Genomic DNA, 20,484 nt, shown 5'->3' with positions numbered 1-20,484 from the left:
CACCCCGGCGTCAGTCGATCAACTCACGCCATGAACTGCGGCGCGGAGGGCCCTGCGTCAAACCCGAGGCGGAGCCCACCACCGGCAAGGGCGGCGACACATCAGTCTTCGTAACGATGGTCACCGGCACCCGGGTGTTCAGCATCACTGCGGCCAGGCCCGCTACCGTGGAGGTGAGTGATTGCGCCGTGGCTTTGCCCGTCAGAATGTCCAGTTGATACAACCATGAAGTGCCGTCACCTGCCTTGGTGCAATCGGTGGCCGTGGTGCCTGGGATGTTGCCGGCCGCCGTCAAGATATTGAAGGCCAGTTGCATGTCGATGTTGACTCGCTCGCCTGCACTGGGCAAGTCAACGTACCAGCCGTTCTTCACGGTCCAGTCCACCGGATTGGCGTTGTCCACCGTACGCAGACTGCCATTGGTCACCAGAGTTTGTTTCACCAAAGTGCCACTGGCTCGCACATCGCCCAGGCTGACCGTGCCCAAAGCATCCTTGACGGCATAGATGCTTTGCTGCGCGGTGTTGCTGACATCGGTCTTGCCCAGGTACTCGCCGGTGCCCACATACGCCACCACAAAGTCGCTGCCTTTATAGGTCACCAAACCCAACTGGGGTTGCGTGGTGATGGGCTGGGGCACACCGGCCACCAACAATTGAGCCACGTTGAATGCTTTGTTTTTAGGTTCGAGCAATCCGTCAGTGTCAAAGCGCCAGATATTGCCCAGCAAGTCACCAGCGTAGAAACGGGTGGCCAGGTTTTCAATGTCGGAGTCCACCCAGGCGTTGAGTTTGTTCAGCCCACTAGGGCTGGCCGCAGAGCCCGCGCCAGTATCGATTGTCTGTAGCAGTGCACCCGTGCCGGCGTCCACCATGAAGAGATGGCCACCACCGTCGGCATTGTTGTAGCCCGAGGTGAAGGCCACCACCCAGGCGCCATTCTTGCGTTTGGTGATGACCGGGTTGCCAAAGCTCAGGCCCAACTTCGAGTCCTTAAACTCCCACAAGGCAACGGGCGCGTTGGGATTGGTGATATCGAGGGCGTAGTACCCTGCGCCGCCAGCATTCAGCCCGCCCACCAGAATCGTCTTCCAGGCGCCGCCAATATAGACATCGCCCACCACCGGCGTCGCGTCCACATAGTATTGGTGCAGAGATTGATAGTACTGGTCGGCCAGTTGATAGAGCTTGGGCATCACGATGCCGGGAATGTAGGCCCAACGCTCTACCCCTGTCTTGGCGTCAAAGGCATGCAACATGCCGTCATTCGCCCCGACATACAGGGTCGCAGCGCGACTGGCCTGCGCCGTCTGGAAGGTGGCATAGGCGTTTTCAGAATACGACAACCCCGGCGCGCCCACATAGACCGGCGAGGAGTTGACGATGTCGCCCAGCACTTGGGTACGGGTGCGGTACTGCGACTGGGCTTGACCAGAGAGGAAGCTCACCATATTGCTGCCTGAATTGACAGGGTCTGCGTTCGTGCCCGTCAACCCGCCGCATTGCGTGAGCGCAGGGGTTTTGCTGCAAGCGTTGTCGAAGAGTCCATTAAGACTGTCCGTCTTCAAATTGTCGTAAGTAAAACTGCGCAGGGTACCGGCATTGCCGGAGCCTGATTTGAAGTAATAAATATTGCGCGTGGTGGTGGGGGAAAGCAAAGACGCAGCGGACCAGACTGCTGTATCAGTGCCGTCAGCCAGTTTCGTGACAATAGCCCCGGAGTCCGGATCAATGGTGTAGGCTCGCAAATCACCCGTCCACTGCGATGAGGTGAATTGGGCGATGTACACCCCGTTGTTGCCTGTCACCGGCTGCAAGGTGCTGGTCGCCGCAGCGGAAGAAGTCCCCGTCACCGCCTTGATGGTATTCAAGGCCGACAGAAGGCTTGAAGACAAGGTTGCAGGATCTTTGGCGCTGAAGTAATGCCCCCGCCCATTGACGGCGGCATGCCACAAGTCATCGATATTGACCGCGCCCGCATCGATGTCTGGGACCGGCCAGTTTGCTCTACCCGATACGATGTTGTAGAAATCGCCGCTGGCCTGGGTCTCGTAATTGGGGTCGTACTGAAAGGTACCGTTCACGCCCAGGCTCATGGTGAAGGTGGTCATGTGTTGCCACTGAGCACTGTCCAAACCATTGGCAGGAACGTTGTTGTCGCACACCGAGGTACCCAGCGCACCGGTGCAATTGCTCAAGCCGGTATCGCGCAAATCGGTCATGTAGTAGTACATGGCCACGTCTGCCAGGCTGTCGCTGCTGCCTCCGCTGTTGGATGAACTGGTGGTCGTGGTGACTGGGCCCGTCACGCCGGCACCCAGGCTGTCGGTGGTCAGGGGTGTGCCATTGCCGGCAACAAAAGTTGGCCCGGTAGGTGTGCCCACCACGGTCGCGCCCGTTGAGTTGCTGGGGGAGCTGGTCGTGTCGGTATTGGTGGGCGGTGACGCGGTGCAAGTATTGCCTGTGCTCGGGCTGCCCGTGGCTGCAACCGGGCTGGAAGAAGGCAATGTCCCCGGGGTGGTGGTGACGCTGGATTGCGGTTGCCCCGGTGCACCCAACACGATCGTCGGGCCGCTGACCAGGCTGCCTTGGGTCTTGGCAACGGTGCCGGCCGTAGTGACGTCAGAACTCTGCACGCCGTTGACCACCGTAATGACTTCCGTCATCGGTGTCGTTTGCGTCAAGTTATAAATCGACGTTGAGGTCGCTGGTGTCGTGGTGGTCAGCGTTGTCGTTTTGAGACTGGTGGCAAAACTGTTGTATGTGGCCGTGGCGGTGATCAGGTAGCCCTGACCCACCGGGCACCCTGAACCGCCCACGGCCTTGCTCACCGTACCCGTCGTACTCGTCGGCCTGCTAGGGCGACTGGACATATTGAACGTCAATGTCGTGCCGCTGATGCTTGCAACGGTCCAATTCCCGTCATAGTTTGCGTCGCCGACACTGACCGTGATCGGTGTGCCGACTGTATAGCCCGTCGCTGTACTGGTTGTGACTGTGATCGGGCAGGGGCTACCCGAGCTGCACCGCGACAAACCAGTGATGTTGTAATGGGTTTGAGCGGCTGGCGTTGTCAGGCTGTAGGTCTTGGTCGTGTGCGGCGTGGTGGTGGTGGTGGTGACCGAACTGCTGGTGGTGCTGACCGAATTGCCTGTCGTCGCAATCGTGCGCGTCCCTGTGGCGGAAATCTTCCAGGTTTTGGTGGTCGTGGCCGTCGTCACCCCGCCGTCATACATCGGCCGCAATGTGGTGCCTGCGTCCTGCTGACCCACGGTGCTGGTGCCGTCCAGGGCCACGTCCTCGCCGGTAGAGCCGTTCCAGTAGCCGTCGGTCGACAGAATGGTGAAATTCTTTTGGCAGGAGTACTGCACCGGGTCGACGGTTTGCCCCGTCAGCTTTTTAGCGTAGTAGCGCCCCATCTTCGCCAAGCCCGCCCGCAGGGGGGTGCTGTGATTGGGCACGATGGCGTTGACTTTGGAGTAGAAGGTGGTCTTCTGCGTGGCATCAAAGTCAGCGAGGCCCAGGGTCGGCAGCGCCGTGGTTTCATTGATGGTGCTGAAGCCAACGCGGAAGTTGTTGTCGATCTTTGAGAACGCCAGCGACATGCTGGTCTTCAGCATACTGATGCGAATGCTGTAGTAGTAGTACCAATTGGCATAGCGCTGCGCAATGTCAGAGCCTGGCGTGACGATATTCGCAGTGAATACTGCTGCCCCGGGGCTGCTGCCGATGGCGCTGTTGCACTCCTTGTAAAAGGTGGTCGAGGTGTTCAGCGCATTGTTGGGGTACAGGTAATTGAGGGCCGTCTGGGTACCACTGTAGGTGTAGTACACATTGTCGATGGGTGATCCCAGGCCGACGTAGTAGTAGGCACTCAAGCTGCCCGAGCCCACCGACATCGCCACATTGATGACCAAAGCCTTGGTGGATGAATTCCAGCTGGTCACCTTGCCAATCATGTAGGTGCTGCTGCTGTTGCCGTACAGGGTCACCACCATGCCGGCGGTGTAGGTGTAGGTGCTGCTCGACATCGTGGCGGTCACGGAGCCACTGCTGACCACTGCATTGGATGAAAGACTGGTGGCGCGATAACTGCCCGCCAGATTGTTCAAACTGCCGCTGGTCAAATAGTTGGGGCTGCCTGAACTGGTGGCCGTGCCGCCGAGAAAGGCCGTACTGGCATTGGCCAGACTGTTGCCCGAGGCATCGACAGGCAGGGTGTAGGGATATTTGGCACTGTCTGAGTTAAAGGCCACGCCATTGCATTGCGCGGCACGGCGCCCGTAGACAGAATTGAAATCGCCCGTGCCAAAGCTGGCGTCATCGGGCATGAAGTCCCAGGCCATACTGCCGGAGTCATCCATCAAATACATCAAGTTCGGCTTGACGTTGGTGGTGGTGGTCGTGAACAAGGGCGCGGTGGCGATGTCGGTTGCGGCGAGCGCAGGCTCGGCGGCCACCAGGCCCAGGCACAAGCCCAACAGGGCGGCGAGCGGGTACAAGCGGGAGTTCTTCATGATGGCCTCGCGGATCACGGATCAGGTCAGAAATGAACCAGGGTTTCGGTGTAACTCACCGTCCCCCGCACACCCGCAGTACGGGTGACGATGCGGTAGTAGGTGCCCAAACTGGACGCCCCGCCGAGCGGACGCGCGCTGGCATAGCCAAACCCGCCCTTGTTGACGCTGGTGGTGGTGGTGGTGGAGATGGGTGCCGCACAATCGTTGGTACTGTCTGGCGGCCCATTTTTCGCGCACAAGCGGGTGATGACAAAGTTCACGCTGTTGCCACCCGCCGCCACAATGGCCGGCGACGCTTTGACACAAACCGGCGTCCCCTTCACGCCGGCCACCTTGCAACTGTTGCCGTCCCAGTCGACCAGCACCGGATTGACCACACCGGCCGCAATACCCCGCCCGGTGGGGTCCAAAGTCGAATAGGCGATTTCTGAATAACCTTTGTCGGCATGTGTCGAATCTAAGGTGGTACCCGCATTGGCCTGCAACCAGGCAACAGCCGTCTCCGTGCCCACCGAGCCTGCTGCCAAGGCATCTTGCTTGAAGCCCAGATTGCCCAACACCAGCATGCCGGTATCCACCGCACGCAACAGGGCCACGGAGCCCAGGGTCAAGACCACCAAAGCCATCAAGGCGAAGATCAAGGACACGCCGCGCTGTGCGCGCTGCAAGGGGGATGCCCGCAGCACCCGTGCCAAATGAGGATATGTATTCATCATTGCCCCGAACTGGTGGCCGCCCCAGGCGTTGTCACAAAGTCAGACCAGACTTGATTGCGCAGCGGCACCAGGGTGTCGAAGACCTTGTAGCGGTAGTGCTTCCAGTCCGACGACACAAGATCGGCGTGCAAAGTAATGCACTTGCTGGTACCGCAGGTCGAGGCGTCCGGAATGGTGCCCACCGAGCCCACGTCCCACTGCGGCAGCGTGGTGGTGACCTCGTCCTTCTCGTACTGCGCGCTGCGCGCCAACACAGCCACCCGCAGCGCCTTGACCTGCATCCATTCGGCGTTGTTCTTGGGCCCGACGTTGTCGTAGGTGTCCACCGTGGCATTCATGTCGGTGTCCTTGCCGTAAAGGGCCTTCAACACCACGATATTGGATTGAACATCCTGACTGCTGGTCAGCAAGGTGGTGTAGTCCACCGTGCTTTGCTGCAGACGAAAATCTGCGCTGATCGAATAGGTGACGTCACTCAAGGCGCCCAGATTGACCAAAAAAGGCGTGAATGAACTGGACAACGGCGTTGTTGCCGTGTCCGGGAAGCCCGGCTGATTCCATTTGCCGTCGTCAACCCGGTCAATTTGACGAATGATGCTGGGGTCCGCACTGACTTGAAAAATTTGGCAGGGCTTGTCGGCCCCGTAGATGACCGCCATCAAATCCCCGCCATTGGCCCCCAGGGCTGTGGCCACGGCAAAGCGCAGGGCCTTGCCCGTCGTGTCGTGGGGGTCGTAATACGGCGCGATGACCTTGGTCGGCAAGGAATAGCTGGTTTTGGAACTCCCCAAAACCCGGATCTGATCGGAGGCCCCGTTGGCGCCCGCCGTGATCAAGACCGGTGCCAAGGTGGTGGGCAAGGTGCCCATGCCCTGCTTTGCCGACAAGGTGCAGCCCTGGGCGGCGCTGGCGGTGATCAGGCCATAGCCGGCCATTTTGAGCTGACGCTGCAGGGCGTATATCGCCATGCCACCGTTGACCTGGGCGTCAGTGCCTGAAGCTGCACTGCGCTTGAACCCCTCGGCCTTGGACATCACCAGCGCGATGACCAGCGTGGCGAGCAGGCCGACTGCAGCCCCCACCATCAACTCGACCAAGGTGAAGCCCGCTGAATGCCGACGAGAAGCGCCCGCATGAAACGAAGTTGCGATCATTGCTGCCACACCATAGAAGTGCTGTAACTGTTGCTTGCCTGGGAGCCTTGCTGCCAGGTCAGCTTCAAGCTGACGGTGCCAGCAGCGGCGTCCGTCGTCAGCGTGAATTCAGCGCCCGGCAAACTCGCTTTCACCTTGCGCAACCAATCGGCACAGCGCACATAACCCGCGCAACCGGAGGTGCTGTAGTAGGCCAGGTTGGCGAAGTTGTCGGTCTGGATCAGCGCAAAGAGGTCCGAGGCCTGATCAGCCGCATCCGCACGGAATTTGGAGGTGGTTTGCGCCGACGTCATCGAGGCTTGCAGCCCCAGCAGCCCCAAAACCCCGAACGCGAAGATCAGCATGGCGATCAAAGCTTCAAGCAAAACGACGCCGCCTTGGGCGCGTGAAGAAGAATGACGAGGGATCATGACCAACTCCTTCAAGTGCTTGGGCAGGCGCGCGGATCGGGAGCAGTCACACCCCGGTCGCACATGCGGATCGCGCCGCCCGAGTCCACCATGACCCGCAACTGGCGGGCCGTGCCGGACGCGGCCGTGACATCCACCAGGTGAATGCCAGCGGCGGTGTTCGCAACCCGTCCCAAACCGTCAAAACTGACGCGGGTTGCGCCGTTGCCGGCGGCAGAAATGGCGCTGACTGATAGGCCCGGCGCGTTTTCACCGCCCGTGGAGTGTTGAACCAGTTGCGGCGTCTCCGTCAATGAAGCTGCCACGCCACAAGCGCCCGTGGGGTCGACCACACTGACCACCCAGGCCGCTGAGCTCGATGACAGCACGCAGGCATTGCCTGGCACCTGCGCCGTGCCGTCTTGCACCAGCCAGAAGGTGACGGTGGTGTTGCGCTTGAGTGCTTCCATGCGCGCGATCTCCATGCCGTTGCGCATGGAGTCTGCCGCGGTGCGCACCTTCAAGCCACGCAACCAGTCGCTGACCGAAGGCATGACGGCGGACAGCAAGCCCGCCAGAATCGCCATCACCACGACGATTTCGATCAAGCTCGCGCCGCGCTGCCGCAAAGGAGTTGCTGCATTCAGCATTCGTCCCCCTTGATCAGCCAGCAGGCTTTGGTAACAGCGGATCCCTTGAACAGCGTCGTCGCCTGGGCATTGCTTTGATCCAAGGTGTAGACATGGCCCACCGCCGCGCCGCTGGAGCCTGTGGCGGTAAGGGTGTAAGTCTGCCCATTTGCCGAGCAGGCGTAGGTGAAATGCGTGGTGCTGGCGGGCAGGCTCGCCCCGCAGCTGCCGCCGGCGCCATAGGTGCGGTTGTCCTGGTAGTACTGCTCTTGCAGGATGCGGCCATTTGCCATGGTGGCCATGGCTTCAGGCAACTGGCCGCGCCGAATGTAGTCCTTGTAGGCCGGCAGCGCCACGGCGCCCAAGATGCCAACGATCGCCACCACGATCATCAATTCAACCAAGGTGAAGCCCGCAGCAGCGGCAGAGGACGAAGACTGGACTGGGCGCATGACGAAACCTTGTGAAGTTGCGCCTCTTACCGGTCCGGGACGCCATCCCTGCGACCGCTTGAAGAGGCGGATTGGTGCCATTTTCGGCAGTGCTGCATGAAAGAGTTGTGCACTAGTGCTCATTTCGCAGCCTCCGGGCGACAAACGCGCCGACACTTGCGATGAACGGTTGAGCGCGCGCGCCAAGGCAGCCACACGCGACCGTGCAGCGGCCATATTGCCCGGCTTGCGCGGGCTTCAGGCCATGAAAAAAGCCACTCAAGAGTGGCTTTTCAAAGGTGCGGAGCCGGGTCAACGCGGCAGGTTGCTCGATCCCATCAGGAATTCATCCACGGCACGGGCGGCTTGGCGACCTTCGCGGATTGCCCACACCACCAAGGACTGCCCCCGGCGCATGTCGCCCGCGGCAAACACCTTGGGCACATTGGTTTGATAGCCGCCGATCAAGTCCACGCTCGCCTTGGCATTGCCGCGTGCGTCTTTGTTGACGCCAAAAGCATCAAGCACCGTCGCAACGGGCGACACAAAGCCCATGGCCAGGAAAACCAGATCGGCCTTGAGCACTTGCTCGGAGCCCGGCACCTCCACCATCTTGCCGGCTTGCCACTCGACGCGCACCGTTTTCACGCCGGTGAGCTTGCCCTTTTCACCCAGAAATTCTTTGGTGGAGATAGCAAACTCGCGCTCGCAGCCCTCTTCGTGGCTGCTGGATGTGCGCAGCTTGAGCGGCCAGTAGGGCCAGGTCAGGGGGCGGTCTTCCACCTCGGGTGGCTGGGGCATCACCTCGAACTGGGTGATGCTCTTGGCGCCGTGGCGGTTGCTGGTGCCCACACAGTCGCTGCCGGTGTCACCGCCACCGATGACGATCACATGCTTGCCGTCAGCACGGATTTGACCCTTGAGCTTGTCGCCAGCGTTGACCTTGTTCTGTTGCGGCAAAAATTCCATCGCGAAGTGGATACCGCTGAGCTCACGGCCGGGCGCAGGCAGATCGCGCGAGGTCTCGCTGCCACCACTGAGCAGCACGGCGTCGAACTGCGCCTTCAACTCGTCAGGGCTGATGCTCTCTTTGGCCCAGTTGGTAATCTTGCTATCTTCGGGCAGCGCGCCGACGATCACGCCGGTGCGGAACACCACGCCTTCAGCCTCCATCTGCGCCACGCGGCGGTCGATGTGGCTTTTCTCCATCTTGAAGTCCGGAATGCCATAGCGCAGCAGGCCACCGACCCGGTCGTTCTTCTCGAACACCGTGACGCTGTGGCCGGCACGCGCCAACTGCTGTGCAGCTGCCAAGCCTGCGGGGCCCGCGCCCACCACGGCCACCGTCTTGCCCGTCTTGAGCTTGGGCAGTTGGGGCTTGACCCAGCCTTCCGCCCAGGCGCGGTCGATGATGGCGTGCTCGATGGACTTGATGCCCACGGCGTCGTCATTCACGTTCAAGGTGCAGGCGGCCTCGCAGGGTGCGGGGCAGATGCGGCCAGTGAACTCGGGGAAGTTGTTGGTGCTGTGCAGGATGGTGATGGCATTGGCCCAGTCTTCATTGCGACCGCGGTACACGAGGTCGTTGAAGTCCGGAATGACGTTGTTCACCGGGCAGCCGTTGTTGCAGAACGGCGTGCCGCAGTCCATGCAACGAGCGCCCTGTTGCTTCGCCTGCTCGGCGTTCAGGCCGATGACGAATTCCTTGTAGTTCTTGACGCGGGCGTTGACCGGCTCATAGCCTTCGTCCAGACGCTCGTACTCCATGAAGCCAGTGACTTTTCCCATGGTGCTTTATTCCTTGTGTGTTCGTGATCAGGCCTTGACGGGCTTGGCGGCGGACTTGCCACCGTCTTGGCCCTTGGCATGCTCAATCGTCTGGGCGGCTTGCTTGGCGGCGTGGATTTCGCCCAAGGCGCGACGGTACTCGTGCGGGAAGACCTTGACGAACTTGGCCCGCGATTCGGCCCAGTGGTCGAGGATGTGGCGAGCGCGCTGGCTGCCCGTCCAGCGGTGATGGTCTTCCAGCATCTTCTTGAGGATGGCTTCGTCGGTCTGCGCAGGCGCGTCACCCAAATGATGCCAAAGGGCTTTCTCGACCGTGGCCTCCTGCTCAGTGGCGGACAAGAGTTTGTCCAATGCCACCATGGCAGTGTTGCAGCGCTTGGCGAACTGGCCATCTTCGTCGTAGACGTAGGCAATGCCACCACTCATGCCGGCGGCAAAGTTACGGCCAGTCTTGCCCAGCACCACCGCCGTACCGCCGGTCATGTATTCGCAACCATGGTCGCCCGTGCCCTCAACCACCGCCGAGGCACCCGACAGGCGCACCGCAAAGCGCTCGCCCGCCACACCGCGGAAGAAGGCCTCGCCGCGGGTCGCGCCGTACAGCACCGTGTTGCCGACGATGATGTTTTGTGTGGCATCACCCCGGAAGTCGATCGACGGGCGCACCACCACGCGGCCACCGGACAAGCCCTTGCCCGTGTAGTCGTTGGCTTCACCGATCAGGTAGAAGGTGATGCCCTGGGCCAGGAAGGCGCCGAAGCTTTGGCCACCCGTGCCTTCCATCTGGATGTGAATGGTGTGATCAGGCAGCCCTTCGGGGCGGCGACGAATCAACTCACCCGACAGCATGGCGCCCACAGTGCGGCGTACATTGGTCACCTCCTGCATGAATTGCACCTTCTCGCCGCGCTCGAAAGCGGGCAGGCACTTTTCAATCAACTTGACGTCGAGTGCGCGCTCCAGGCCATGATCCTGCACATCGTTGTGGATGCGAGCCACGTCGGCCGGCACCACCGGGCGGTGGAACACCCGAGCAAAGTCCAGGCCCTTGGCCTTCCAGTGCGAAATGCCCTTGCGGGTATCCAGCAGGTCGCTGCGGCCCACCAAGTCATCGAACTTGCGGATGCCCAGTTGCGCCATGATCTGGCGAGCTTCTTCAGCGATGAAGAAGAAGAAGTTGACCACGTGCTCAGGCCGGCCCGTGAACTTGGCGCGCAGCACTGGGTCTTGCGTGGCCACGCCCACGGGGCAGGTGTTGAGGTGGCACTTGCGCATCATGATGCAGCCCTCGGCCACCAGAGGTGCGGTGGCAAAACCGAATTCATCGGCACCCAGCAGCGCACCAATGACCACGTCGCGGCCGGTCTTCATTTGGCCGTCGGCCTGCACCCGCACACGGCCGCGCAGGCGGTTGAGCACCAAGGTCTGTTGCGCTTCAGCCAGGCCCAGCTCCCACGGTGTACCCGCGTGTTTGATAGACGACCAGGGGGAGGCGCCCGTGCCGCCGTCATGGCCGGCGATCACCAGGTGATCGGCCTTGGCTTTGGTGACGCCTGCGGCAATCGTGCCAACACCCACTTCGCTCACCAGCTTGACCGACACGTCGGCCTTGGGGTTGACGTTCTTGAGGTCGTGAATCAGCTGCGCCAGGTCTTCAATGGAGTAGATGTCGTGGTGCGGCGGCGGTGAAATCAAGCCCACGCCCGGCACCGAATAACGCAGCATGCCGATGTACTCGGTCACCTTGCCGCCGGGCAATTGCCCCCCCTCGCCCGGCTTGGCGCCCTGGGCCATCTTGATCTGGATTTGATCGGCGCTGACCAGGTATTCGGTGGTCACACCGAAACGGCCTGACGCCACCTGCTTGATCTTGGAGCGCAGGGAGTCGCCCTCTTTCAGCTCATAGTCGACTGCAATGACCTTGCCACCGATCACATCGCTGACCTTGGTGCCCGCGCTGATCTTGATGCCCTTGAGCTCGTTGCGATAACGCGCAGGGTCCTCGCCACCTTCGCCGGTGTTGCTCTTGCCGCCGATGCGGTTCATCGCCACGGCCAGGGTGGCATGGGCCTCAGTGCTGATGGAGCCCAACGACATGGCGCCGGTAGCGAAGCGCTTGACGATTTCCTTGGCAGGCTCGACTTCGTCGAGCGGAATCGCCTTGGTCGGGTCGAACTTGAACTCAAACAGGCCGCGCAAGGTCATGTGACGCTTGCTTTGGTCGTTGATGATCTGAGCGTATTCCTTGTAGGTATCGAACTTGCCGCTGCGCGCGCTGTGCTGCAGCTTGGCAATGGCGTCCGGCGTCCACATATGCTCTTCACCGCGGTTGCGCCAGGCGTACTCGCCGCCAGCGTCCAGCATGTTTTCCAGCAAAGGGTCGTCGCCAAAAGCGCTTTGGTGCAGGCGAATGGCTTCTTCAGCCACCTCAAACACGCCGATGCCGCCGACTTGCGTGGGCGTACCGCGGAAGTACTTCTCGACAAAATCAGTCTGCAGGCCGATGGCCTCGAAGATCTGCGCGCCGCAGTAAGACATATAGGTCGAAATGCCCATCTTGGACATGATCTTCGACAGGCCCTTACCCACAGCCTTGATGTAGTTGTAGATCGCCTTGTCAGCCGACAGATTGCCGGGCAACTCTGCCGCCATGTCGGTCAGCGTTTCGAGTGCCAGATAGGGGTGAACCGCCTCGGCGCCGAAGCCCGCCAGCACTGCGAAGTGATGCACCTCGCGAGCCGTACCGGTTTCAACCACCAGGCCCGCCGTGGTGCGGCGACCTTCACGCACCAAGTGGTGGTGGATGGCGCTCAGGGCCAACAGAGCCGGGATGGCCACGCGGTCAGCGCTCAGATTGCGGTCGGTGATGATGAGGATGTTGTGGCCGCTCTTGATCGCGTCCACTGACTCCGCACACAGGGAGGCCAGCTGTGCTTCCACACCGTCCGGACCCCAAGCACGTGGGTAGCTGATGTCCAGCTCGTAGCTCTTGAACTTGCCGTTCGTGTACGCTTCGATCTGGCGCAGGCGCGCCATGTCCTTGAAGTCCAGCACGGGCTGGGAGACTTCAAGACGCATGGGCGGATTGACCGCATTGATGTCCAACAGGTTGGGCTTGGGCCCGATGAAGCTGTTGAGCGACATCACGATGCTCTCGCGGATCGGGTCGATCGGCGGGTTCGTCACTTGCGCGAACAGCTGCTTGAAATAGTTGTACAGCGGCTTGTTCTTGCTCGAGAGCACGGCCAGGGGCGAGTCGTTGCCCATGGAGCCGGTGGCCTCTTCGCCCGCGCTGGCCATGGGCGCCAGCAGGAATTTGATGTCTTCCTGCGTGAAACCAAAAGCCTGCTGGCGATCCAGCAAGGTAGAGGCGAAGGCGGCAGGCGCCCCTTCCACCGCGTCGATATCGTCCAGCTTGACGCGAACGTTCTCGATCCACTGGCGATAGGGGCGTGCGTTGGCGTATTGGTTCTTCAGCTCTTCATCATCAATGATGCGGCCCTGCTCCAGGTCGATCAAGAACATGCGGCCCGGCTGCAAACGCCACTTCTTGACGATCTTGTTTTCAGGAATCGGCAACACGCCTGACTCAGAGGCCAAAACCACCAAGTCATCGTCGGTGATGCAATATCGGGCGGGGCGCAAGCCATTGCGGTCCAGCGCGGCGCAGACTTGGCGGCCATCGGTGAAGACCATGGCGGCCGGGCCGTCCCACGGCTCCATCATGGCGGCGTGGTATTCATAGAAGGCGCGGCGGCGCTCGTCCATCAGCTCATGCTGCTCCCAGGCTTCAGGGATCATCATCATGGCGGCATGGGCCAGAGGATAGCCTGCCATGGTCAACAGCTCGATGGCGTTGTCGAAGGTGGCCGTGTCGGACTGGTGCTCAAAGCTGATCGGGTACAGCTTCAGCAGGTCGTCACCCAGCACCGGCGACTTCATCACGCCTTCGCGGGCGCGCATCCAGTTGAAGTTGCCCTTGACGGTGTTGATCTCACCGTTGTGCGCCACCATGCGGTAGGGGTGGGCCAGCGGCCACTCGGGGAAAGTATTGGTCGAGAAGCGCTGGTGCACCAGAGCGATGGCCGAGACCACGCGTGTGTCGGCCAAATCCTTGTAGTAACGCCCCACCTGATCGGCCAGCAGCAAGCCCTTGTAGATCACCGTGCGGCAGCTCATGCTGGGCACGTAGTACTCGCGGCTGTGCGTCAACTGCAGCGCCTGGATCGCGCTGGAGGCGGTCTTGCGGATGACGTAGAGCTTGCGCTCCAAAGCGTCGGGAACAATGATGTCCGGGCCACGGCCGATGAAGATCTGCCGGATGATGGGCTCTTTCTCGCGCACCAGGGGCGACATAGGCATGTCTGCATCCACCGGCACATCGCGCCAGCCCAACAGCACCTGGCCTTCGGCCTTGATGGCACGGGCCAACTCCTGCTCACAAGCCAAACGCGAGGCGTGCTCTTTGGGCAAGAAAATCATACCCACACCGTACTCACCAGGCGGCGGTAGCGCCACGCCAATGGAGCCATCAGGTGCCTCACCCGCGCGCGCCATCTCGGCACGGTAGTAGTCGTCAGGGATCTGGATCAGGATGCCAGCACCATCACCCATCAACTTGTCGGCACCCACCGCACCCCGGTGGTCCAGATTTTCAAGAATCTTGAGACCCTGCTGCACGATGCTGTGCGCCTTCAGGCCCTTGATGTGCGCCACAAAACCCAGGCCGCAAGCGTCCTTCTCGTTCTGTGGACGGTAGAGGCCATTGGCACTCAGGTCTTGCTTCTCGACTTGAAATTCAGCTGCCTTGGTCATGGCGCACTCCTGGAAATTCGACGACGCCCGGAGATTACTGCGCCGCAGCAATTGGATCAAGTAAAAATAATTAGGGTCAGAGTCGATTTATTAATCGAACCACAGGCACACATCAATTAAATGGGGTCAGAGTCGATTTTTTTGAACTTCTTGACCGTTCCCCGAGGGCGCCCACGCGGCTTGGGTTGCATCGATTCCAGCGCTTGAGGGGTCAGTTCTTTCAAAAACACGGCCGAACACAAAGGCGCCCCTTTGAGCACCGATTCGGTCAGGCGTTTTCGCTCATCCTCTGACACACCCTGCTCCAAGAAGGCCCGGTAGGCGTGTTCACGCTCAAAAGGCGTATTACCCAAGGACCAGAACAAAGCGTGATCACTCAAAGTGGTGTCGCTGCGTTGCCCCAGGTGGGCGGCACAGCTGGACCATTTGAAATCTTCAGGGCGAGAACAAATCCCCGCCCGCGCAGGATTGAGTTCGATGTACCGCAGGCAGGCCATGAAATAGGCTTCGCTTTCGATCAGAGAAGCCCGAAACCGCCCTTCCCACAACGTGCCGGTGCGCTGATATTTGAAGTTGTACCAACCCACATAACGTCGCCCCAGCGACTGCATCAGCCGGCTGATACCTTGCGCGTCAGCCGGCGTGGCCAGCAGGTGGAGGTGGTTGTCCATCAACACATAGGCGTGGATGGCCACTTTGTGTGTGGCTGCCGAATCCCGCAGCATGTCCATGAATTGCTGGCGATCAGCATCGCTCTGAACAATGACTTGCCGATTGTTGCCGCGTTGAATCACGTGATGGGCTTGATCGGCAAGGATCAAGCGGGGCGGTCTTGCCATGAGGCCTCCGTTTAATTCGACTCTGACCCTAATTATTTTAAAACAAGGTCTGGCCGGTGAGGCGATGGTGTTCGCGCAAGGCAAATCGGTCGGTCATGCCGGCGATGTAGTCGGCGCAGGCGCGCGGAGCGTCTGGGGCGCCGGCAAAGTCGCTGGGGAGTTGTTGCGGCTCGGCGGTGTAGATGGCGAACAGGTCGCGCAGCACCTTTTCTGCACGAATTCGGGTGTCTTGCACCTGGGGGTGCCGGTAGAGCTTGGCAAACAAGAAGCGCTTGAGCTCGGCGCTGGCGGCACGCATTTCTGCGCTAAAGCACACCAAGGGGCCGGCTTTACGGACAGCGTCGGCCGATTCAACTTGCGCAGTCTTCAACGCAGCGTCGGTGGAGGCGATCAAGTCGTAGACCTGCGCCGACAACATGCGCCGGATGGTTTCGAACAGCAGCCGCTTGCCCTGCAGCGCTGGATATTCTGCCAAGGCTTGCCGCAAAAAGCGCTGCACCAGGGGCACCTCTTCCAACTGCTCCAACTCGAGCAGGCCGGATCGCACGCCATCGTCGATGTCGTGCGCGTTGTAGGCGACTTCATCCGCCAGATTGCAGAGCTGCGCCTCCAAACTGGCTTGCCCACCGTTTAAAAAACGCGCGGCAACGCCACCGGGCTCCGCAGCCTCAAGGAATTGAGCATTGCGTTTGGCGCAGTGCTTCAAAATTCCTTCACGTGTCTCGAAGCACAGATTCAAGCCGTCGAACGCGGGGTACCGCTGCTCCAGCTTGTCCACCACCCGGAGCGACTGAAGGTTGTGTTCAAACCCGCCATGGGCTTTCATGCATTCGTCCAGCACGTCTTGGCCGGCGTGGCCAAACGGGGTGTGGCCCAGATCATGCGCCAAGGCGATCGCCTCGATGAGGTCTTCATCCAGGCCCAAACTCCGCCCCACTGAGCGGCCCAATTGCGCCACCTCCAACGAATGGGTCAAGCGGGTGCGAAAGAGGTCTCCCTCGTGATTGAGAAAGACCTGGGTCTTGTAGACCAAACGCCGAAAAGCGGTGCTGTGAATGATGCGGTCCCGGTCACGCTGGAATTCGCTCCGGGTGGGCGCAGGGATTTCTGGGTAACGGCGCCCCAGGCTCTGCGACGGATGACTGGCGTAGAGGGCAAGCACCATGGGTCCTGATCAAGCGCAATGACTGCCGATGACTTCGGCAACCAGGGCATCGGGCGCCGATCGCACGACCGCACGCCCAAGCGCCTCGATCAGCACAAACCGGATCTCGCCGGACTCGGCCTTTTTATCCACCCGCATCAATTCCAAATATCGATCCGTCCCCAACTTGGGGCCGATCACCGGGAGCCCTGCCCGCTCGATCAGGCGACGCATGCGAGGCAGAAAATCTGGTGGCATCAAACCCAGCCGCACCGACAGATCGCACGCCATCACCATGCCACAGCCCACGGCCTCGCCGTGCAGCCAAGCGCCGTATCCCATGCCGGTTTCAATGGCGTGCCCAAAGGTGTGGCCGAAATTCAAGATCGCCCGCAAGCCCTGCTCCCGCTCATCTTGCCCAACCACCCAGGCTTTGATCTCGCAGCAGCGCTTGACTGCGTAGGCCAGCGCTGCCTTGTCGCGCGATAGCAAGGCGTCCAGGTTGTCTTCAATCCATTGCAGAAAATCGGCGTCGGCAATGGGGCCATACTTGATCACCTCGGCCAAACCGGCCGACAACTCGCGTTGCGGCAAAGTGTCGAGCGAATCCAGATCGGCAATCACGCGCTCGGGCTGGTAGAACGCCCCAATCATGTTCTTGCCCAGCGGGTGGTTGATCGCCGTTTTGCCGCCTACCGATGAGTCGACTTGGGCCAGCAGGGTGGTGGGTACCTGCACAAAGGGCACGCCACGCATATAAACGGCGGCTGCAAAGCCCGTCATGTCACCAATCACGCCGCCGCCCAGGGCGAACAGCACCGTCTTTCGATCGCAGGCTGACGCCAACAGGTGGTCGAAAATCTGGTTCAACGAGTCCCAAGTTTTATGCGCCTCGCCGTCGGGCAAGATCACCGACTCAACACGCGCATAGTGCGGCTGCAAGCGCTGTGTCAATTGCGCCAGGTACAGGGGCGCCACGGTGTCATTGCTGACGATCACGGCGGTGCCCGCGCGAGGCAAGTTCTTCCAGCTGGCGTCATCGCCTAACTGGTTGGAGCCAATCAAGATGTCGTAGGTTTGCTGGGCCAGATCAATGCGAACACATTGCACTGCTGGCGAAACGCGGTTTTCAGTGTGAGGGGCTGCGGTCATGGGCCCAAGTGTACGGTCCCGACCAGAAACCCTGGTGGCAGGGCGTGCCCGGCCCGCGACATTTCAAGCGGCCGGGGCCTTATGTCGGTTCAATTCCGTTCAGCCCTCTCAGCGCCCACGGTGGCCGCAACCCGCGCGGGGTCGAGCAAGCCTGCCAACTCCAATTGCATCAGCGCCATATTGACGAGGCCCGTCACGGTCGGTCGCCCGGTCTCCAGCACGAAATGGGCACAGCTCCGGTAGAGCGGATTACGCTGCGCATAAAGCTCGCGCAACTTTTGCAAAGGGTCACGAACCTGCAGCAAGGGGCGCTGCGTATCGTGGCGCAAACGCCTGAACAACTCTTCCGGTGAAGAACGCAAATACAAAACGGCAGAATGTTGGTGTAAAGCCTGCCGATTGGCCTCCCGCAGGACCGCGCCGCCGCCGGTGGCGAGCACGAAATCACCAGGCCCGCTCAAAAGGTCGGCAATGACTTCGCTTTCAAGATCACGAAAGGCGTCTTCGCCCGACCGCTCAAAAAATTCGCGAACGGTTTCGCCAAGGCGCACTTCAATCTCGGCATCTGAATCGACAAATGGCACGCCAATTTGGCGCGCCATCTGCCGCCCAACCGTGGACTTGCCACTGCCAGGCATACCAACAAGGGAAATGATCAGTTGCAAGCCGAGAAGCCCGCCGGCATGGCACCAGAGGTGACGTACTGCCCCACCGTCGTGGCCAAGCCGCTGGGCGAGGTGAAGGTGACCGAAATCGTGCCCGAAGTGGCCGGCGCGGTGAACTTGTAGCTGATCAAGACAGCCGTCGGATTGGCCGTGCTCGGAACGGGTGACCCGCCGATCACACCGACGGTGAGTCCGTCCGTTGCGGCAACGCCGACCGTGGTTCCTGCAGCCATCGGGTTGAAAGCCACAGAGTTCGCGTCGGATGCCATGAAGGCCAAGGCCCCCGAAGAGCCCACCCCGTAAAGACCCGCAGTGCCAAAGGGGTAGTAGTTGCTGGTGACCATATTGCCCGCCGCGTCGTAGCTGGTCATGCGGGTGATGGAGGAGGGGCAGCTACCGGTTGGCGCTGCGACCATCGATGTGCCATCCGAAAACTTCGGCCAGGATTTGCCCCACACCGGGTTGGCTGCTGAAGTGGACAAAATGGTCTGCACCGCACGGCGAACATAAGCACGCCCCCAGGCCCCGCTGCAGGTATTGGGAACAACAGGAATTGCTGCTGTATCTCGCGCCAACAACGTCGATGTCGACGTGGCACAGGCGCCGCTGGCGCCCGTGCTCAGCGAAATGTACTGATCGGCTGCAGCGTCGTAAGTGCCATTGAACTTGCGGTTCAGGAAGATATCGCCAAGATCCTGGAAGTCTTCACCCGTGTCGTAGACGTTGTTGCCATTGACATCCAAGAAAGACTTTTCACCCAGGGCATAAGCCAGCACCGTCATGCGGCCATCCGCAGGAATGGGGGCCGCGCTCTTGAAGTTGACCGTGGCCGTCGCAATGCCTGATGCATCCAGCGCAGTTTGCTTGGTGGCCTGCACCTGACCGCTTTCACTGATGAAATTCACTGCCGTGCCATCCGGCACCGCATTGGCCAGGCGGTCAGACGCAATCACGGTGTAGGTGTTGCTTGTGCCTTGAATGTCATAGCCTTCGATATTGATCGTGCCCTGCGCCACCGAAAAACCCAGTTGCGAAGGCAGGCCCACCGCGATCGCCAAGCTGCTGGACACAGTGGAGATATTGCTATTGGCCAACGTGGCCTTCACCCGAACTGGCGTGGGCACCGTGCCAGAGTTGATGCGCACAATTACCTGGCCCGTCGAGTCCGTCTTTTTGGTCACGGCTGAATTGGAGCCGTCCAGGGTCAAGCCGCCCACCAAAACGCTCGGCTCCAGCACCACATCTTGCCCAGGAACGCCATTGTTGTTGGCGTCCTTGACGACAAAAGTCACATTGGAATTTTCAACATAGCCCGACCCCTTCAAGAAGATGTTCGTCGGGGCCGCGGAAACAAAGCCAATGCTGGTCACTGCCGGCGAGCTCACCGGGAGGGTGAGCGATTTCGTCAAGGCCGTGCCAGTGACGGAGACTTGCAGGTTGTCAGAGGGTTGCGAGGCGCCGCAGCCGCCATCGCGGAATGTGAAGGTCGCCGTACCCGTACTTGTGCTCTGGCTGGCAGGGGTCAGGGTGCCCTTTGACAGCGACGCGCAGGACGACGTCAACACCAGATTCACCGGGCTGCTGGGCACCGTGCCCGCCAAAGTGACGGTCAAATTGGCCTGCCCATAGGCCGACAAGGTGCCGGTTACGTCAGACGTAAAGGAGGCAATGGTGACGTTGGTGGCGGTAAGTTGAAAGCCGGTGGATCCGCTGTAGTCCTTGCCCAAATAGCTGACCGTGGCCTTGACAGTGTCAGCGCCGGTGGAAGTTGCCACCGCAGGCGACAGAATCACCGTCGCCACGCCGTTACCGTCAGTCAAGGCTGAGGGCGCGCTGAAAGCGGCCATACTGGCGTCGGAGCTGAACTTGACCACTTGCCCGGCCAAAGCGGTGCCCGCAACGTTTTTGACGTTGACCGTCACAGTGGCTGGCGCACCAGCCGTCACCGTGGTCGACGACAAGGAGATGGTCACCACGGCGCTGTCGGTGGTTGTCCCCGTGGAGCCAGTGGTGGTGCCAGTCCCGAGAATCGGCGTGCCCGCCGACCCGCCGCCGCCACAAGCCGTCAAGGCCAGCGCGCAGATCGCACCCCCCAGCCACACCATCAGGCCGTGGCCTATTGAAAATTTCTTGTCGCTCATTTCTAGCAATCTCCTGCTTTGCCTACGAGGCAGCGCGCCTACCGCGCTCACATCGTTGCAGCGCACTATCTTTCATGCAGGCATTTGATCAAGCAAAGCCTG

At 60.7% G+C, this 20,484-nt stretch carries 13 protein-coding genes; all 13 read right to left on the bottom strand.

What is annotated here, in order from left to right:
* Window positions 1-10: 10 nt before the first annotated feature.
* The 13 genes from PRZ01_RS09850 to PRZ01_RS09790 all read right to left on the bottom strand — a co-directional run bounded on the left by PRZ01_RS09850 (window position 11) and on the right by PRZ01_RS09790 (window position 20,382).
* Window positions 11-4,516 (bottom strand): PilC/PilY family type IV pilus protein, encoded by a 4,506-nt coding sequence (locus PRZ01_RS09850; RefSeq protein ID WP_273596604.1) that lies wholly within the window; start codon window positions 4,514-4,516, stop codon window positions 11-13.
* A 26-nt stretch (window positions 4,517-4,542) separates the two neighbouring features.
* On the bottom strand, window positions 4,543-5,232 hold the full coding sequence (locus PRZ01_RS09845; protein WP_273596603.1) for a pilus assembly PilX family protein: 690 nt from the start codon (window positions 5,230-5,232) through the stop codon (window positions 4,543-4,545).
* Window positions 5,232-6,389: a PilW family protein gene (locus tag PRZ01_RS09840; RefSeq protein ID WP_273596602.1), complete on the bottom strand. Its 1,158-nt coding sequence runs from the start codon at window positions 6,387-6,389 to the stop codon at window positions 5,232-5,234. The genes PRZ01_RS09845 and PRZ01_RS09840 overlap by 1 nt, the downstream gene beginning before the upstream one ends.
* Complete coding sequence (locus PRZ01_RS09835; protein WP_273596601.1) at window positions 6,386-6,799, bottom strand: type IV pilus modification PilV family protein; 414 nt, start codon at window positions 6,797-6,799, stop codon at window positions 6,386-6,388. Before PRZ01_RS09835 ends, PRZ01_RS09840 begins: the two co-directional genes overlap by 4 nt.
* 11 nt (window positions 6,800-6,810) lie before the next feature.
* Window positions 6,811-7,428, bottom strand: coding sequence for a GspH/FimT family pseudopilin (locus PRZ01_RS09830; RefSeq protein ID WP_273596600.1), 618 nt, complete (start codon window positions 7,426-7,428; stop codon window positions 6,811-6,813).
* Window positions 7,422-7,859, bottom strand: a complete 438-nt coding sequence (locus tag PRZ01_RS09825; protein ID WP_273596599.1) for a type IV pilin protein — start codon at window positions 7,857-7,859, stop codon at window positions 7,422-7,424. Before PRZ01_RS09825 ends, PRZ01_RS09830 begins: the two co-directional genes overlap by 7 nt.
* A gap of 291 nt (window positions 7,860-8,150) precedes the next feature.
* Window positions 8,151-9,626 carry a glutamate synthase subunit beta gene (locus tag PRZ01_RS09820; protein WP_273596598.1) on the bottom strand — a complete coding sequence of 492 codons (1,476 nt, stop codon included), beginning with the start codon at window positions 9,624-9,626 and terminating at the stop codon, window positions 8,151-8,153.
* Between the two features lie 27 nt (window positions 9,627-9,653).
* A complete protein-coding gene (locus PRZ01_RS09815; RefSeq protein WP_273596597.1) occupies window positions 9,654-14,441 on the bottom strand; it encodes a glutamate synthase-related protein in 4,788 nt (1,595 codons plus the stop codon).
* Window positions 14,442-14,557: 116 nt separating this feature from the next.
* Window positions 14,558-15,280: a transposase gene (locus tag PRZ01_RS09810; RefSeq protein WP_273596596.1), complete on the bottom strand. Its 723-nt coding sequence runs from the start codon at window positions 15,278-15,280 to the stop codon at window positions 14,558-14,560.
* Window positions 15,281-15,317: 37 nt separating this feature from the next.
* A complete protein-coding gene (locus PRZ01_RS09805) occupies window positions 15,318-16,445 on the bottom strand; it encodes a deoxyguanosinetriphosphate triphosphohydrolase (protein WP_273596595.1) in 1,128 nt (375 codons plus the stop codon).
* A gap of 9 nt (window positions 16,446-16,454) precedes the next feature.
* Window positions 16,455-17,576 carry a 3-dehydroquinate synthase gene (aroB, locus tag PRZ01_RS09800; protein WP_273596594.1) on the bottom strand — a complete coding sequence of 374 codons (1,122 nt, stop codon included), beginning with the start codon at window positions 17,574-17,576 and terminating at the stop codon, window positions 16,455-16,457.
* Window positions 17,577-17,665: 89 nt separating this feature from the next.
* Window positions 17,666-18,235: a shikimate kinase gene (locus tag PRZ01_RS09795; protein ID WP_273596655.1), complete on the bottom strand. Its 570-nt coding sequence runs from the start codon at window positions 18,233-18,235 to the stop codon at window positions 17,666-17,668.
* Window positions 18,232-20,382, bottom strand: coding sequence for a hypothetical protein (locus PRZ01_RS09790; RefSeq protein ID WP_273596593.1), 2,151 nt, complete (start codon window positions 20,380-20,382; stop codon window positions 18,232-18,234). The genes PRZ01_RS09795 and PRZ01_RS09790 overlap by 4 nt, the downstream gene beginning before the upstream one ends.
* Window positions 20,383-20,484: the final 102 nt, after the last annotated feature.

This window comes from Roseateles koreensis, assembly GCF_028595305.1.
Lineage (GTDB): Bacteria > Pseudomonadota > Gammaproteobacteria > Burkholderiales > Burkholderiaceae_C > Paucibacter_A > Paucibacter_A koreensis.
Note: the sequence above shows the minus strand (reverse complement) of the source record. Positions and strands in the feature narration are given on the sequence as shown.

What these genes read in the sequence shown, in the direction of transcription:
- PRZ01_RS09805 (WP_273596595.1), bottom strand. Translation starts at nt 16,445, where the DNA reads ATGGTGCTTGCCCTCTACGCCAGTCATCCGTCGCAGAGCCTGGGGCGC.
- PRZ01_RS09790 (WP_273596593.1), bottom strand. Translation starts at nt 20,382, where the DNA reads ATGAGCGACAAGAAATTTTCAATAGGCCACGGCCTGATGGTGTGGCTG.
- PRZ01_RS09840 (WP_273596602.1), bottom strand. Translation starts at nt 6,389, where the DNA reads ATGATCGCAACTTCGTTTCATGCGGGCGCTTCTCGTCGGCATTCAGCG.
- PRZ01_RS09825 (WP_273596599.1), bottom strand. Translation starts at nt 7,859, where the DNA reads ATGCGCCCAGTCCAGTCTTCGTCCTCTGCCGCTGCTGCGGGCTTCACC.
- PRZ01_RS09835 (WP_273596601.1), bottom strand. Translation starts at nt 6,799, where the DNA reads ATGATCCCTCGTCATTCTTCTTCACGCGCCCAAGGCGGCGTCGTTTTG.
- PRZ01_RS09815 (WP_273596597.1), bottom strand. Translation starts at nt 14,441, where the DNA reads ATGACCAAGGCAGCTGAATTTCAAGTCGAGAAGCAAGACCTGAGTGCC.
- PRZ01_RS09845 (WP_273596603.1), bottom strand. Translation starts at nt 5,232, where the DNA reads ATGAATACATATCCTCATTTGGCACGGGTGCTGCGGGCATCCCCCTTG.
- PRZ01_RS09820 (WP_273596598.1), bottom strand. Translation starts at nt 9,626, where the DNA reads ATGGGAAAAGTCACTGGCTTCATGGAGTACGAGCGTCTGGACGAAGGC.
- PRZ01_RS09810 (WP_273596596.1), bottom strand. Translation starts at nt 15,280, where the DNA reads ATGGCAAGACCGCCCCGCTTGATCCTTGCCGATCAAGCCCATCACGTG.
- PRZ01_RS09830 (WP_273596600.1), bottom strand. Translation starts at nt 7,428, where the DNA reads ATGCTGAATGCAGCAACTCCTTTGCGGCAGCGCGGCGCGAGCTTGATC.
- aroB (WP_273596594.1), bottom strand. Translation starts at nt 17,576, where the DNA reads ATGACCGCAGCCCCTCACACTGAAAACCGCGTTTCGCCAGCAGTGCAA.
- PRZ01_RS09850 (WP_273596604.1), bottom strand. Translation starts at nt 4,516, where the DNA reads ATGAAGAACTCCCGCTTGTACCCGCTCGCCGCCCTGTTGGGCTTGTGC.